The sequence below is a fragment of the Leuconostoc suionicum genome (genome assembly GCF_001891125.1).
GTDB classification, from domain to species: Bacteria; Bacillota; Bacilli; order Lactobacillales; family Lactobacillaceae; genus Leuconostoc; species Leuconostoc suionicum.
In genome coordinates, this window is record NZ_CP015247.1 from 1,492,973 (window position 1) to 1,507,719 (window position 14,747).

A 14,747-nucleotide genomic window follows, 5' to 3' on the forward strand; every position below is an offset into this window, starting at 1 on the left:
ATAAAATTTAATCATCTTGTAAAATCATTACAAGAATTAAATATTTGAGTATGTCACTTCAATCAAGTCGTTACTTAAATTAATACTTATTAATTTAAGTAACAACTAAAAAATATTGTTATAATGGAAGGAAAGGACTTGAACATGTATTCTGATGACTCTCTGGTGCTCCATACGGATGCCTACCAAATTAATATGATTTATACTTACTGGAAACAAGGCATTGATCAAAAACCCGTTGTTTTTGAGGCGTATTTCCGTAAAATGCCTTTTAATAATGGCTATGTTATTTTTAGTGGTTTAGAACGAATTGTCAAAATATTAAATCAACTGAAATTTACTGATGATGATATTGATTATTTACAATCATTAGACCTATACGACACCGAATTTTTAACATATCTCAAAAACTGGCATTTGACTGCAACAATACGCTCGGCTTATGAAGGTGAAGTGATGTTCAACAACGAACCGCTTTTGCAAGTTGAAGGACCTCTGGTAGATGCTCAATTGTTGGAAACCTTACTGCTCAATATTATCAACTTTCAGACATTGATTGCTACTAAAGCGGCTCGTATTGCTAGTGTAACAAATGGTGACCCTCTATTAGAGTTTGGTACACGTCGCGCTCAGGAACTGGACGCTGCGCTTTGGGGTACCCGTGCTGCTTTTATTGGTGGCTTTGATGCTACATCTAATGTTCGTGCAGGAAAACTATTCAATATTCCTATTTCCGGCACACATGCTCATGCGCTTGTTCAAGCTTACCACAACGATTATGATGCTTTTCATGCCTACGCAGAAACACATAAAAATGTTGTTTTTCTAGTAGATACATTTGATACACTAAAATCTGGTGTTCCAAACGCTATCAAAGTAGCCCGTGAATTTGGAAATAAGATTAATTTCCAAGGGGTTCGAATTGATTCAGGCGATATGGCGTACCTATCTAAAAAAGTTCGTATCATGTTAGATGAAGCAGGATTCACTAATGCAAAAATTTATGCATCAAATGATTTAGACGAAAACACTATTTTAAATCTTAAAATTCAGGGTGCAAAAATTGATGTCTGGGGAATTGGCACAAAATTAATCACAGCATATGATCAACCTGCCTTAGGTGCGGTATACAAGATGGTTAGTATCGACGGCGACGACACGATTAAATTGTCAAACAACGTTGAAAAAATTTCAACCCCTGGAAAAAAGCAAGTTTGGCGAATAACAGATAGTAAAGATGGCAAATCTGAGGGTGATTATTTGACTTTCGATGATGAAAATCCAAGCCAATTGGAAACGTTGCACATGTTTGATCCCAATCATCCTGTTATTTCTAAGAACATTAAAAATTTCGATGCACAACCGATGCTACATGATATTTTTGTTAAAGGCGACCTAGTTTATGATTTGCCTGATATTATTACAATTAAAAACTACGCCAAACATTCGTTAAACGATCTATGGGATGAGTATAAACGTATATTGAATCCTGAAACCTATCCTGTTGACTTATCTCAAAAGCTATATGATGCTAAAATGAATTTAATTCATGACATTCGAAACAATATACAGGAGATGACCAAATGAGACCTTTACAATCTAAAATAATTGCTGATCTGCACGTTCAGCCCGTTATTGACCCAAATCTTGAAATCAAGCGCTCTGTGAATTTTCTGAAACAGTATCTCACTCACAGCACTTACACCGGTTTAGCTATTGCAGTAAGTGGTGGGCAAGACTCCACACTTGCTGGTAAAATTGGCCAACTCGCTATTGCTGAATTACGGGCTGAAACTAATCAAAAATTCGAATTTGTTGCCATTAGGCAGCCATACGGTGAGCAACAAGATGAAAATGATGCCCAAGACGCACTCGATTTTATCCAACCTGATTTAATAGTAACAACAAATATCAAAGATGCAACCGATGCTCTGGTAGATTCACTGCGTCTTGGTGGATTAACCGTTGATGACATGAGTCGCGGCTCAATTAAACCAAAAGTACGTATGATTGCCCAGTATGCTGTTGCTCGCGAGCATAATAGTGCCGTTATCGGAACTGATCACGCAGCTGAAGCCGTAGCTGGTTTCTTCACCAAGTATGGTGACGGCGGCACAGACATTAACCCTTTGTGGCGTCTAAATAAACGACAAGGAAAGCAACTTCTCGAAGCATTACACGCCCCAAAGCATCTATACGACAAAGTACCTACTGCAGATCTTGAGGATGAACGCCCACAGTTGCCTGATGAAGTTGCGCTGGGCGTTAAATACGATGTCATTGACGATTATTTGGAAGGCAAAGATGTGGCAAGCACTGATGCCGAACGAATAGAAGAAATGTATCTGACAACGCAACAAAAGCGTCACGAACCAATCACTATTTATGACACTTGGTTCTATTAACTCTAAAATTTTATCGTTATATTCCCGTATAACCACTAAAAAAGCCACAATATCATTATGTATTGTGGCTTTTTTAGTATTTAGTAATTTAAATTATAAGTCAATTTTTCCAACGTAATGTAACTGCGAATCGTGAGACATGTCATTGGGATTTGTTCCCAAAACATTGACTGGCACAGGTTCGTTTAGTTTCTTATAGTAAGCAGCCCAAAAGTCAGAAATTTGTTCTCGTCTGTCTCCAAAAAACATTGGTTGCTCACTAAATTTGACAAAGTCTTCAAAGGCTATCACTACCAACTGTGAACAATAGAAGCTGTCCGTACCTGGCTGAAAAGAAAAGTTATAAGGTTTACCCAAATGCTTTTTAGCATTAATAATAATTTGCTTTGTATTTTTAACATTTGTGCGGTAAACATCAGCACTTTTATTTTTCTCTAAAAAGCGGTGAAGCGATTGTAAACAAACGCCTGAATCAGCTGTTGCATGAATGACAGTTTCTTCGTCGGCTAATATCGCGACATGAACAAAGTTTCCCGTTGATTCTGCAATACCTTCATCCAAATCGCTATGTCCATTTTTTACAAAAAGTAAATCTGCTTGTTTTAATTTCATAATCACAGTTTAACACAATTATTTACCAAAGCTTAATAACAAATAAACAGTATTGAATAAGTAGCATAACGACGCCAATGATTAGCCACCCAGAAACTTTTGTTGGAAATAGTCGGTGGTAACTACGGCTTTCACCTTCTTCAAAGCCATGAGAGGTCATAGCCATCGCTAAATTATTTGACCATATTAATGCTTGACTAATGGCTTTAAAATAAAGTTTAGGCGACCAAAAACTCAAGATCTCGCCTCGCATCAGCCCCACTGCCCGAATCTTTTTAACTGAATTTATAATTTTGGGAATAAAACTCAATGCACCCAGAATGCCATATACAAAGGTTGCGGACATTTTGACATTTTGTTCAAGAGAACGTAATAATTCGTACAAAACCATAGTCGACATAAATGCCGCACCCATGAATATATAAGCACCTACACGTGTGGTCATTACTAGTGCAAAATGTAATCGTTGTGATTCGTCTCCTGCACCAAAAAAATAAAATGATGTGAATGATCCGACTGCCGGCAAAATTGATACAATCAATAATCGAGCAAAAGTTTTCAAATGGCTTTTAGTCACTATTAAAATCAAAATACTAACAATAATTAAAAACAGATTGAGATAAACTGATTTTGTGAACGCAATTTCTATCGAAATAAGCAACACTAATAGTAATTTCTGTGTTTCATTCATGAATTAACTACACTTTCATATTTCAAACCATCTTGATTAAAGTGAACATGATAATCAATATATTGAATAATGCCGTGTGTTTGGTGTGAAATCATGATAATACTTTGTTCAAGGTCATTTGACGACTGTTTAATGATTTGCATGAGATGTTGAATAGAATTCGTATCCAATCCTGATAATGGCTCATCTAACAGCAAGGTATCGGGTGCAATAATTAACATAATCAGTATTTGTAGCTTTTTTTGTTGTCCACCTGACAATTCGTAAACACTATGCTTTCCAAGACCTATTAAATTTAACTTTTGGATGCACTGGTCAATCTTCTCAGTTGTCCAATAATCAGCGTGATGGCCATGGGCTCTAGCCTGCTCAACCTCTTCAGAAACAGTAATGTTTAAAAATTGGTCAGCTGCATTTTGAAATACTAAACCAACTTTCCTAGCATATATTTTCTTACGAAGTTTATTGAGTAGCTTCCTTTGATACAACAACAAACCCTCATAATCGTGTAATTTTGCAAAAGTAAGCAGTAAGCTTGATTTCCCAATACCGTTGGGTCCAGTAATTAAGGTGATTTTATCTTTTGCCCACTCAAAACTGCTATTCTTCAAAATGGATTGCTTACCGTTGTTTACCGTCACATGTGCCATACTAAACACAGACTCATTAAAGTCATTATTAGTAACAATACCATCATTTACATCTTGTTTAAAAAAAGAAGACCAAACTGTAGAATCAACAGGTGCTATATGTCGATTTTCAATACGATATAAATCTGTTATAAGGTTTTCATATCCACTTGTGTCGTGATCTGAAACTAAAATGCCATGCCCCTGATCAACTAATTTTTTTAGCAATACTTGTAACTCCTGTCGATGTTCTGGATCAACGGCCGCAAAAGGTTCATCCAATAAAATAATTTCTGCGCCCATCGCTAATGTTTCAGCTAAAGCAACCTTTTGCAATTCGCCACCTGACAAGTATGAAAGTTCTCGGTGTCGTAGCGATTCAATTCCTACTTCTGATAAAGCAGAATTAATTCTCTTATCAATTTCCTCGGTAGTTAAAGATAAATTTTCTAACGAAAAAATCAATTCATCTTCTACGTGATCCATGGCAAATTGTTGATCTGGATGCTGAAATAGCATGGCAACTTTTTTAGCACGATGGTTCGCTTTGATTTGAGCAATTGACTGATGATTCAAAGACACCTTCTGTGACAATTCGCCGCCATATTTAGGATATAATCCAGCTAAGGCAGTCATCAAAGTTGATTTACCACATCCAGATGAACCAACTAATAATATAAATTGTTCTGGTCTAATCTCGAGTGAAATATCTTCTAAGATAATTTCATCGTCAAATTTAATATCTAAATGATTGGCCTTTAATTCCGTCATACTTTTATTGACCTTATCGATTTGTTTTTAATAATTTAGACTTCTCTAGCAAGTTGACAATCCAGTAAACTAATAGACCGGCAAAAAATGCAATTGAAATCCAGCGAACAATAAACAACCCAACTAGCATACCAAAATTAAATTGTAGATATCCGTCGTGGAATAATGACCAGATGAATGTCACGCATGTTCCGGTAAATGTTGATAAAATCAAACCCATTTTCCAGCTTTTATATCCTGTCAAGGTAAAACCAAGTTCTGATCCGATACCTTGAATAAATCCAGAAATTAGTGTTGCAACACCCCAATAGCCGCCCAACAAGGCTTCTCCAGTGGCGCCAAGCAATTCACCTATTAATCCCGCACCAACACGTTTCAATAAATAACTAGCCAATGGGGCTGCCATCATCCATGGCCCAATAGTGATTGCGATGGTGTATTGGTGTAACCCAAGTGGAACTAAGACAGCATCAAGTGCTGTGTACACTGGATCCATAATAAAATAAATCACACCAAAGGCAATACCAATCAACGCCATTAAAATTACTTCTCGCAAAGACCACTTCCCTTTTGATCCCGCTGTTACTGTTTCTACTTGTTCCATAAACATCTCTCCTCTTGTTTCGAGGTCGTATGTTTCGATAAAATACCTTTTATAGTTATAAGTGTCTATACAAAAAGCCACCAACCACAAAAGAATTTAGTGATTGATGGCATCAAAAAGACATCTTAATCTAACTTATTCTTCCTTCGCAGGTATTAACCTGACAGGTTCAATGGGTATTATCTCAACCTTACGGTACCCCAGATAAAATATTAACTTCGTGGATCAGTATAACCCATTCTAATTTTAAATGCAAAAATTTTTAGCCCATTAACTGAGCTATAAAACCATTTGCAATTTTAATATTTCAGTGCTATGCTAATCTCATTAAAAAAATATATGCTGTCCACTAGGGGTGCCTTCTTGGCTGAGATGATATTACTTATCAATCCCTTCGAACCTGATCTAGTCAATGCTAGCGTAGGAAAGTGGTATTCTTTTTACAAAAGATACTCTTTTTTGCCTAGTCAAGAGAGAGTTTTTTTGTTGGACATGTAAACATTTTAGGAGAAATTATGTTTTCAGAAGAACTGCGCACCCAAGCTGCGCCAATTATGACAGCCATTCATGATCACGCATTTGTTCGTGGCATTGCGGACGGATACGTCCCCCGAGAAGCTTTGATTTTTTACGTCGAACAAGATTTCCAATATCTTAGTGAATTTATCAAAATTTATGCCAATGCCATTACCAAATTAACTGATCGTAATGAAATGAAATTTTTTGCTGATTCAATTGATTTTATTTTAAATAGCGAAATTCATCCCCATCATGTTTTTTGTGAGGTTGCCGGTGTCGAATATGAAAGATTACAACACGCCACGCCAACACCTAAAGCATATCTATACGAATCACATATGTATCGTGCGGCTGACACCGGATCCTTATTAAATATTCTAGCTGCTTTTCAGGCGTGCCCTTGGACCTATAATGAAATTGCAAAAAAACAAGTTCGGGAGAAAGCGAACACAAATGATAACCCATTCAAAAGCTGGATTGATTTTTACGATAATGCAGATGATGATTCGGAAGTTTCACTATCCGACAAAATCTTTGAATGGATAGATCGCTTGGCAGAAAATGCAACAACTCAACAACGCCAACAGGCAAAACAGTTTTTTCTTAAAAGTTGTGAATTAGAATGGCAGTTCTGGGAACAAGCCTACCACCAAGAAGACTGGCGCTTCAAAGATGTATTAAATCAGGCAAACACTTTGTAAGGATATTGATGTAAAGAAGTGAAATTTAATAACACAAAATTATTTGTTTGTAGCTTTCAAAAAAGCCAATTTTAATTCAGCATTGTCTTCTGGTGTACCTAACGCAATACGAATCCACTCAGGATTAAGTCGATCGTTGACTTGGAAACCTTGTTCTAATAATTTTTGACCAACCTTTTTCGTCTCGCCAACCTTTATCCAAATAAAATTAGCCTGTGATTCATAAAACTTAAACTTGTTTTGAGTCAAAAATTCTTGGAACTTTTGGCGCTCTACTTGAAAACGTTGGGCATTTTTCTGTAAGTATTCTTGATCCAATACAGCAGCCGTGCCGCCAGCAATCTGATAGGTTGATAAATTATACGGTAAACGGACTGCTTGCATCGCACTATAAAGGGGATCTTGCATAATGCCATATCCAACACGTAAATTAGCTAGACCGTAAGCCTTTGATAAGGTACGTAGCACAACCAAGTTTGTATACTCAGCTACCAAAGGTGCCATAGTAGCATCAGGTTCATCTACAAAATCATAGTAGGCTTCGTCTACTACTAACGTAATATTTACTGGTAGCTTGTCCAAAAAGCGCTTAATGGAGCTAGTTGTTTCGAATACCCCCGTTGGATTGTTGGGGTTAGCTATCCATACCATAGCGGTTTTATCATCAATAGCATCTAAAATCGCATCAAAATCAACATGCCCATTGTCAACATTAACGGGTATTTTTTTTGTTGTAGACTGTTCGATTTGTGCATGCATCGCATATTCACCAAATGTTGGATTAGGAATAATAATATTTGATCCTGGTTCCAACACAACACGAGTCAACAGCTCAATCAATTCATCTGCGCCAGCGCCAAACACCAAATGTTGTGGATCAACGTGATTTAACTTAGCTACTGCTTCACGTAGTTCTGTCGCTTGCCCATCTGGATAATAACCTAAAATATCATCTGAAACAGCACGTACAGCTTGAGCAACTTTTGGCGATGGACCGTATACAGACTCATTAGCTGATAAGCGAGCTAAATGTTGCAAGCCGTACTTTGCTTTTACAGTTTCTACTGGTAATTCTGCTTGATAAGCTGCTAAAGCTTTAACTGTCTTTTTCATTTTTCTTGTCTCCTCGCCAATCAGCTCGTTCATGCAATAATGATTTTTTTCCTAAACGTGACCCTAATTCATCTTTAATATCATCTAAACTGACACCCTTTTCAACTAATAAGACCATTAAATGAAACAATAAATCTGAAGTTTCATAAATTAACTCTTCATTATTATTTTTGGCGCCGAGAATTACTTCCGTGCTTTCTTCTCCTACTTTTTTTAGGATTTTATCTAATCCTTTTTGATATAGATAATCAGTATAGGATCCTGTTTGGGGATTTTGTTTGCGATCAAGTGCTTGTTCATAAAGTTCTTCAATTGTTTGTTGTGGCATCATTTCTCCTTTTTGGTGTGGTATTTACTCTTTTGGAAAATAACCATCAGTCCATTTATTTGCAATTGTTGCTTGATTAGCGTCTGCTAACCCTTCACCCTTTATCGTGTTAAAAAAACATGAGTAAGCATTAGTATGACACGCTGGCCCTGCAGGATTCACATGAATAAGCAGGGTATCTAAATCACAATCTAATGTCATGCTAACGACCTGTTGTATGTTACCCGAAGTCTCCCCCTTATGCCACAATTCTTGTCGTTCACGAGACCAAAACCAAGTTTGACCAGTACTTTTGGTTAATGAATAACTTTCTTTGTTCATATAGCCTAGCATCAAAAATGCCTTCGTCTCCGTGTCGACAATGACAGCAGGGATCAAACCATTTTGACTTTGCTTGTTGAAATCCGGTTCAGTTCCAATCATATGCGTATCTCCACACCATCATCTTTCAATGTCCGTTTCAAATTTGGTATTTTAATTTCACCAAAATGAAACACCGAAGCAGCTAGTGCTGCGTCAATTTTAGTTTTCTCAAATAAATTAATGAAATCTTGTGTTGAACCAGCACCACCTGAGGCTACTACTGGTACATTCACAGCATCTGTTAGTTGATTATAAAGTTGAATATCGTACCCTTTTTTTGTTCCATCAGCATCCATACTTGTTACTAGTAATTCACCAGCACCACGAGCGACTAATTCAGAAGCCCATTCAATAGCATCAAGACTTGTAGGCTTAGATCCACCAGAAACGTAGACCCGATAAATGCCAGCCGACTCATCCCACTTAGCATCAATAGCGCCGACGATGGCCTGGGAACCAAATATTTTAGCCCCGTCCGTAATTAACGCTGGGTTCTTTACTGCTTCGGAGTTAACAAATATTTTATCAGCTCCAGCTTTAATTAAACGAGCCATGTCTTCTGTCGTTCGAATACCACCGCCAACAGTCAAGGGGATAAATACTTCTCTAGAAACAGCATCGACGACTGACATGATGGTATCCCGCTCTTCCAAAGTTGCTGTAATGTCTAAAAACACTAGCTCATCAGCGCCAGCAGCCTGGTATGCTTTCGCTGATTCAACGGGATCACCTACTTCACGTAAGTTGACAAAATTAACTCCTTTAACTACTTTACCATTCTTAATGTCTAATGCTGGAACAATTCGTTTGGCTAAAGTCATCCATCCACCTCCTTCAATTGAGCTAGTGTCACATCGCCATCATAAAGTGCTCGACCAACAATAATATCGTGAATACCGCTCGTTTGTAAATCTGTAACGTTTTTAATATTGGCAATACCCCCGCTAGCTATAATATTACTTTTAGGAAATTTATTTTGTAAACGTGATAGTAGCTCAATATTAGGGCCTGAAAGGGTTCCATCTCTGGCAATATCGGTGACAACAAAATTCGAAACACCTACTGATAACATAGCTTCAACAATATCATCAAAACTCGTATCAGAATTTTCGAGCCAACCTTGTATGGCAACTTTTTCATCACGGCCGTCAACACCAACGACAATTTTATCGGATCCATACTTTGCAACCGCCGTTCGCACAAGTTCCGGATGAGCCAACGCTGCTGATCCAATAATCACACGATTAATGCCTAAATTTAAGTATTGATTAACCTGTTCAAGAGTCCTGATACCGCCACCAAGTTCAATAAACAAGTTTGTTTGTTCTCGCAAAGATTGAATGACATTTAGATTAACTGGTTTTCCTTCCTTGGCACCATCTAAATCAACCAAGTGTAAATGCTTTAAACCAGCGCTTTCAATTTGTTTTGCCTGCTTCAATGGATCTGGGTTAATTGTGGTTTCTTTTTCATAATCCCCTTGATAAAGGCGAACTGATTGACCATTTAATAAATCAATTGCTGGAAAAATCATGCGTTTTCTACCATTTCCTTAAAGTTTTGCCAAATTTCTAATCCATCTTGTCCAGATTTTTCTGGATGGAATTGGGCACCAATCACATTTTTGTTAACCACAACACTTGGTACATCAACTTGTCCATAATTAACAGTTGCCGCAATATATTTAGAGTCCGTTACCGCATAATAACTATGTACAAAGTAAGTATATTTATCATTCATTGTTCGAGTGATTTGGTTGATTTGGCTCACTTTGTTCTGATTCCAGCCCATTTGCGGTACTTTGTAATTCTCTTGTTTAGGTAATTCAACTACTTGCCCGGGAATTAGCCCAAGACCTGTCGTTTCACCAAATTCAGTTGATGAGTCAAAAAGTAACTGCATCCCTAAGCAAACACCCAACAATGGTTTACCGCTATTTGAAAACTCTTTTATTGGTTCAACCAAGTTACGTTCTCGAAGCTTATCCATTGCTGAAGCAAAAGCGCCAACTCCTGGCACTACAAGACCATCAGCAGAAGCAATATCGGCAGGATCTTGTGAAACTTTAGCATCTAATCCTGTATATTCAATTGCTTTCATGACATTTCTAATATTACCCGCGCCATAGTCTACGATAATAATCGCCATATATTTCTCCTTTGTATTATACGATTTAACTTCACAAAATCATCTAATATTTTAAATTTGCCCCTTAGTGGAATTAACCCCTTTAATTTCCGGATTAATAGTAACTGCTTGGCGCATTGCACGACCGACTGCCTTAAACATACTTTCAATTTTATGGTGTGTATTTCGCCCGTATAGGACTTCAATGTGCACATTGGCCTTGGCCTGATCGGCAAAACCTTGCCAGAAGTCTTCAACAACTTCTGTTTCAAACGTGCCTAATGTCGGAGCAGCAAGTTCAGCTTTCAAGACTAGATAGGATCTACCAGACAAATCAACCACAGCTCTTGTTAAAGTTTCATCCATAGGTACAAATTGTGCACCATATCGTTCAATACCAACTTTATCACCGAGCGCTTGTGTGAAAGCTTCCCCCAATACGATGCCAACATCTTCAGTCGTATGATGACTATCAACCTGTAAATCACCTTTCACATCGACTTGTAAACCAAAACGCCCATGTTTAGCAAACAAGGTTAACATATGATTGATATAACCAATTCCAGTATCAACCTTAATGGGTGTTTGTTCATCAAGATTTAAGGTTAATTCAATTTGTGTTTCAAAAGTGTCTCGTTTAATAGTTGCTGTTCTTGACATATTATTTTTCTCGACTTTCAATTGCTCTGGCGTGGGCTTCTAAGCCCTCTTCACGTGCTAAAACCGTAACATCTAATGCATCGGCTGCTAAAGCTTTATCAGAATATTGCAAATATTGTATACGCTTTTGGAAATCCCAAACACCAAGTGGTGAACTGAATCTTGCTGTACCACCTGTTGGTAAAATGTGATTTGGACCTGCTAAATAATCACCAAGGGGCTCAGAAGCATATTTACCTAAAAATACTGATCCGGCATTTTTAATCTTAGCAATATAGTTATATGCATTTTCTAGCTGGATTTCCAAGTGTTCTGGTGCTACGGCATTCATCAAATCAATCATCAAATCAACTGTATCAACCAAATAAATAAATCCATTGTTTTCAATTGCCTTACGAGCGATTGCTTCACGAGGTAAAATTTTCAATTGTTCCTCAACCTCTTCAGATACTTCGTATGCTAGTGTTTCAGAATTCGTAATCAAAATTGCTCGTGCATTTACATCATGCTCTGCTTGTGATAACAAATCTGCTGCTACATCTTTTGCTCTGGCTGAATCATCAGCTAAAATGCCAATCTCAGATGGTCCTGCAATCATATCAATATCTACTTGTCCGTAAACATCACGTTTAGCAGTAGCAACATAAGCATTCCCAGGACCAGTAATTTTATCAACTTGTGGAATTGATTCAGTACCATATGCCAATGCTGCAATCGCTTGTGCTCCCCCAACTTGATAAATACGATCAACGCCGGCTATTTTTGCAGCGGCCAACACTGCTTGATTTAACCCATCCTTTTGCGGTGGTGTCACCATAATGATGTTTTCAACTCCAGCAATTTTAGCCGGAATAGCATTCATTAAAACTGATGAGGGATAAGCAGCAGTTCCTCCTGGTACATAAATACCAACAGCAGATAGTGGCGTTACTTTTGTACCTCGAATGACCCCATCACTGGGGCTATCCTCAAATGATTCACCAACCTCTAATTTGTGAAAGCTTCGAATATTACGAGCAGCTTTTTCTAATGCTTTAATAACATCTGGATCAACCTGATTAAATGCTTCTTCTATTTGTTCATCTGTTACCTTTAATTTATCCAGACTAACGCCATCAAATTTCTCTCCATATTCTTTCAGAGCAGCGTCCCCATTGGTACGAACATTTTTAATAATGTCAGCAACGCGTGCTTCAACTTGAGGGTCTACTGTTTTTTCAGTTTGTTGACGAATACGTGCTTTAATTACTTCTAGTGATTCATTTTTAATAATATTCATTGTTCTTCTTCTTTCAAAATATTAACAAGGTTATTAATGACTTTCGTAAGCTCTAATTGGAAACGCAGCAGAGCGCCAGCACGAACGAGCATGTGGGTAGCTACTGGGCCAACAGCATCATAAACGTGCAGATGATTTTCGCGCAGTGTGTTTCCTGTCTGTGTGATATCAATGATGGCATCCGATAGACCAGTAAGTGGTCCAAGTTCAACTGAACCTTCTAACTTAATTAATTCGACATCTTCCCCACGATTACTAAAGTACTCGGTCGCAATTTTGGGGTATTTTGTGGCAATTCGCTTTCGCGTTGGCGTATCAAGGCTAAAGCCGTCTGGCGCAGCGACAACGAATTCTGCTTTTCCTGTCTGCAAATTAAGCACATCGTAATGATTCTGTACCTGCTCAGCTATCGTGTCAGAACCAACAATACCAACATCACCAATGCCACGGTCAAGATATTTAACGACATCACTCGGTTTTACCAAAATAAAGCGATATTTTCCGTCAGCACTATCAAATATTAATTTACGTGCTGGGTTTTCTAATAGCGAAGTATCAATACCAGCCGCTTTCAATAACGGTCGTGCATCTTTTTCAACACGTCCCTTGCCAAGTACCATCACAATAGGTTCTTGTGGTTTCATTTCCTCAGGCTTACGTCGCCAGTCAGCTAAAATTGTTTCAATATTTAATCCCATACCAACTGCCGGTAATGATTTATTCTGGAAGTTTTCTAACAAACGATCATAACGACCGCCGCTAAATAAATAACGGCCTAAACTTGGAACAAAACCGCGTATAATTGTGCCCGTATAATATGGTTGTGGTGAAGCCGCTGCCAAATCAACCGTAACTGCAACTGCTGGATAATGTTTGTGCGTATATTCAGCTAATTTCAACCAGCCATTGATAATATCATTAACTGCCGGTATTTCTTGCAGTTGCCACATCACTGTTTCGCCATCTTCACCAAATGCTAAGGGCCAGCCAGCTAACCCCTCCGGGAAATCAGGAATAGTGGCCCGCAGTTCCTCAAAGACCGATACATTTTTTTGCTCAATAGCTTGCTTCATACGTTGTCGCAAGTCCTGATCTAATTGCAAATTTTCTAAAACCACATCAATAAAACGAGCATCACTCAAAACCACCTGTACATCAACAATTCCAAACTCTTGCGCAAATTTGAGCATCGTGTCTAGTGCTTGAATTTCCGCATCAAAACTTTGATCACCAATAAGCTCAATGCCGGCCTGAGTTTCTTGATTGTAATCGCCCGACAAGCTATCAGTTCGTCTAAAGACATCCCCTATATAATAAAGTCTGGACATACTATTTTGTTGTCGATTGGCTGATAAAAAACGCGCAATTGGCAAGGTCAGGTCTGGACGTAAAACTAAGTTTTCACCAACCTGATCAAACAAACGAAAAACATTCTTGTTTTGATATTTATCAAATGTACTCTCCCGCTCGATCAATGGTGTATTAATCGGCGTAAAATCAGCCTCATTTAGGATCGTAGTTATCATCTGTGAAATTTTCTGTTTTTGTTGTAATTTTTCACCAAATTCGTCTCGCGAACCGGCCGCTAATACTTTATCGTTCATTTTTATCTCCTAAATGCCATATAACACAAAGACGCCCTTACAAACTGTTAAATTAGTTTGCAAGGACGTCTTCACGTGTTCCCACCTTGATTTCAATTTTACTTACGTAAAAAAGCTCAATAGCCTGCTAACACAGGCTTATTCGGTATCGGGAATTTCCGGAATGGCTTTGTAACCACTCAGCTCGTTGGTGTGTTTTCATTAATAATACTGGCGTTCATCTCAATGCGTTAGCTTGAACACTTCCTGTACAGTATGACTATTAACTACTTTTCCAACTTCAGCTAAATAATTTATTAAGTTATTTTCATTTTACAACAATTATTATATATGTCAATACT

General features: G+C 37.9%; 16 protein-coding genes and 2 riboswitches. Of the genes, 3 read left to right on the plus strand and 13 right to left on the minus strand.

Features of this window, described 5'->3' with window-relative positions; genetic code table 11:
• Nucleotides 1-144: 144 nt before the first annotated feature.
• Together A6B45_RS07430 and nadE are read left to right on the plus strand one after the other, a co-directional pair.
• Nucleotides 145-1,587: a nicotinate phosphoribosyltransferase gene (locus tag A6B45_RS07430; protein ID WP_072614006.1), complete on the plus strand. Its 1,443-nt coding sequence runs from the start codon at nucleotides 145-147 to the stop codon at nucleotides 1,585-1,587.
• Nucleotides 1,584-2,405 carry an ammonia-dependent NAD(+) synthetase gene (nadE, locus tag A6B45_RS07435; protein WP_072614007.1) on the plus strand — a complete coding sequence of 274 codons (822 nt, stop codon included), beginning with the start codon at nucleotides 1,584-1,586 and terminating at the stop codon, nucleotides 2,403-2,405. Before A6B45_RS07430 ends, nadE begins: the two co-directional genes overlap by 4 nt.
• A 93-nt stretch (nucleotides 2,406-2,498) precedes the next feature.
• On the opposite strand, the gene A6B45_RS07440 is transcribed toward nadE, so the two are convergent.
• The 4 genes from A6B45_RS07440 to A6B45_RS07455 are packed head-to-tail and all read right to left on the minus strand — an operon-like array spanning nucleotide 2,499 to nucleotide 5,712.
• Nucleotides 2,499-3,017, minus strand: coding sequence for a YiiX/YebB-like N1pC/P60 family cysteine hydrolase (locus A6B45_RS07440; protein WP_072614008.1), 519 nt, complete (start codon nucleotides 3,015-3,017; stop codon nucleotides 2,499-2,501).
• Nucleotides 3,018-3,039: 22 nt separating this feature from the next.
• Nucleotides 3,040-3,708, minus strand: a complete 669-nt coding sequence (locus tag A6B45_RS07445) for an energy-coupling factor transporter transmembrane component T family protein (RefSeq protein ID WP_072614009.1) — start codon at nucleotides 3,706-3,708, stop codon at nucleotides 3,040-3,042.
• Nucleotides 3,705-5,108 (minus strand): ABC transporter ATP-binding protein, encoded by a 1,404-nt coding sequence (locus A6B45_RS07450; protein ID WP_072614010.1) that lies wholly within the window; start codon nucleotides 5,106-5,108, stop codon nucleotides 3,705-3,707. The genes A6B45_RS07445 and A6B45_RS07450 overlap by 4 nt, the downstream gene beginning before the upstream one ends.
• Nucleotides 5,109-5,121: 13 nt before the next feature.
• Nucleotides 5,122-5,712 carry an ECF transporter S component gene (locus A6B45_RS07455; RefSeq protein ID WP_072614011.1) on the minus strand — a complete coding sequence of 197 codons (591 nt, stop codon included), beginning with the start codon at nucleotides 5,710-5,712 and terminating at the stop codon, nucleotides 5,122-5,124.
• 123 nt (nucleotides 5,713-5,835) lie between these two features.
• A riboswitch (TPP riboswitch) is annotated at nucleotides 5,836-5,925 on the minus strand.
• 128 nt (nucleotides 5,926-6,053) lie between these two features.
• Nucleotides 6,054-6,156: riboswitch (TPP riboswitch) on the plus strand.
• 71 nt (nucleotides 6,157-6,227) lie between these two features.
• On the opposite strand from A6B45_RS07455, the gene tenA reads away from it, so the two are divergent.
• Entirely contained in the window at nucleotides 6,228-6,932 is a 705-nt protein-coding gene (gene tenA, locus A6B45_RS07460; RefSeq protein WP_081371182.1) for a thiaminase II, read from the plus strand.
• Nucleotides 6,933-6,971: 39 nt separating this feature from the next.
• On the opposite strand, the gene hisC is transcribed toward tenA, so the two are convergent.
• The 9 genes from hisC to hisG are packed head-to-tail and all read right to left on the minus strand — an operon-like array spanning nucleotide 6,972 to nucleotide 14,406.
• Nucleotides 6,972-8,045 carry a histidinol-phosphate transaminase gene (gene hisC / locus A6B45_RS07465; protein WP_072614013.1) on the minus strand — a complete coding sequence of 358 codons (1,074 nt, stop codon included), beginning with the start codon at nucleotides 8,043-8,045 and terminating at the stop codon, nucleotides 6,972-6,974.
• Nucleotides 8,029-8,373 (minus strand): phosphoribosyl-ATP diphosphatase, encoded by a 345-nt coding sequence (hisE, locus tag A6B45_RS10365; protein ID WP_072614014.1) that lies wholly within the window; start codon nucleotides 8,371-8,373, stop codon nucleotides 8,029-8,031. The genes hisC and hisE overlap by 17 nt, the downstream gene beginning before the upstream one ends.
• A gap of 24 nt (nucleotides 8,374-8,397) precedes the next feature.
• Entirely contained in the window at nucleotides 8,398-8,796 is a 399-nt protein-coding gene (gene hisI, locus A6B45_RS10370; RefSeq protein WP_014325020.1) for a phosphoribosyl-AMP cyclohydrolase, read from the minus strand.
• The gene (hisF, locus tag A6B45_RS07480; RefSeq protein ID WP_072614015.1) at nucleotides 8,793-9,557 is read right to left on the minus strand and encodes an imidazole glycerol phosphate synthase subunit HisF; all 765 of its coding nucleotides are present in this window, start codon (nucleotides 9,555-9,557) and stop codon (nucleotides 8,793-8,795) included. The genes hisI and hisF overlap by 4 nt, the downstream gene beginning before the upstream one ends.
• Complete coding sequence (hisA, locus tag A6B45_RS07485) at nucleotides 9,554-10,270, minus strand: 1-(5-phosphoribosyl)-5-[(5-phosphoribosylamino)methylideneamino]imidazole-4-carboxamide isomerase (protein ID WP_072614016.1); 717 nt, start codon at nucleotides 10,268-10,270, stop codon at nucleotides 9,554-9,556. The genes hisF and hisA overlap by 4 nt, the downstream gene beginning before the upstream one ends.
• Nucleotides 10,267-10,884 (minus strand): imidazole glycerol phosphate synthase subunit HisH, encoded by a 618-nt coding sequence (gene hisH, locus A6B45_RS07490; RefSeq protein ID WP_072614017.1) that lies wholly within the window; start codon nucleotides 10,882-10,884, stop codon nucleotides 10,267-10,269. The genes hisA and hisH overlap by 4 nt, the downstream gene beginning before the upstream one ends.
• Before the next feature lie 51 nt (nucleotides 10,885-10,935).
• Nucleotides 10,936-11,523, minus strand: coding sequence for an imidazoleglycerol-phosphate dehydratase HisB (gene hisB, locus A6B45_RS07495; protein WP_072614018.1), 588 nt, complete (start codon nucleotides 11,521-11,523; stop codon nucleotides 10,936-10,938).
• 1 nt (nucleotide 11,524) lies between these two features.
• Nucleotides 11,525-12,802: a histidinol dehydrogenase gene (gene hisD / locus A6B45_RS07500; protein WP_072614019.1), complete on the minus strand. Its 1,278-nt coding sequence runs from the start codon at nucleotides 12,800-12,802 to the stop codon at nucleotides 11,525-11,527.
• A complete protein-coding gene (gene hisG / locus A6B45_RS07505) occupies nucleotides 12,799-14,406 on the minus strand; it encodes an ATP phosphoribosyltransferase (protein ID WP_072614020.1) in 1,608 nt (535 codons plus the stop codon). The genes hisD and hisG overlap by 4 nt, the downstream gene beginning before the upstream one ends.
• Nucleotides 14,407-14,747: the final 341 nt, after the last annotated feature.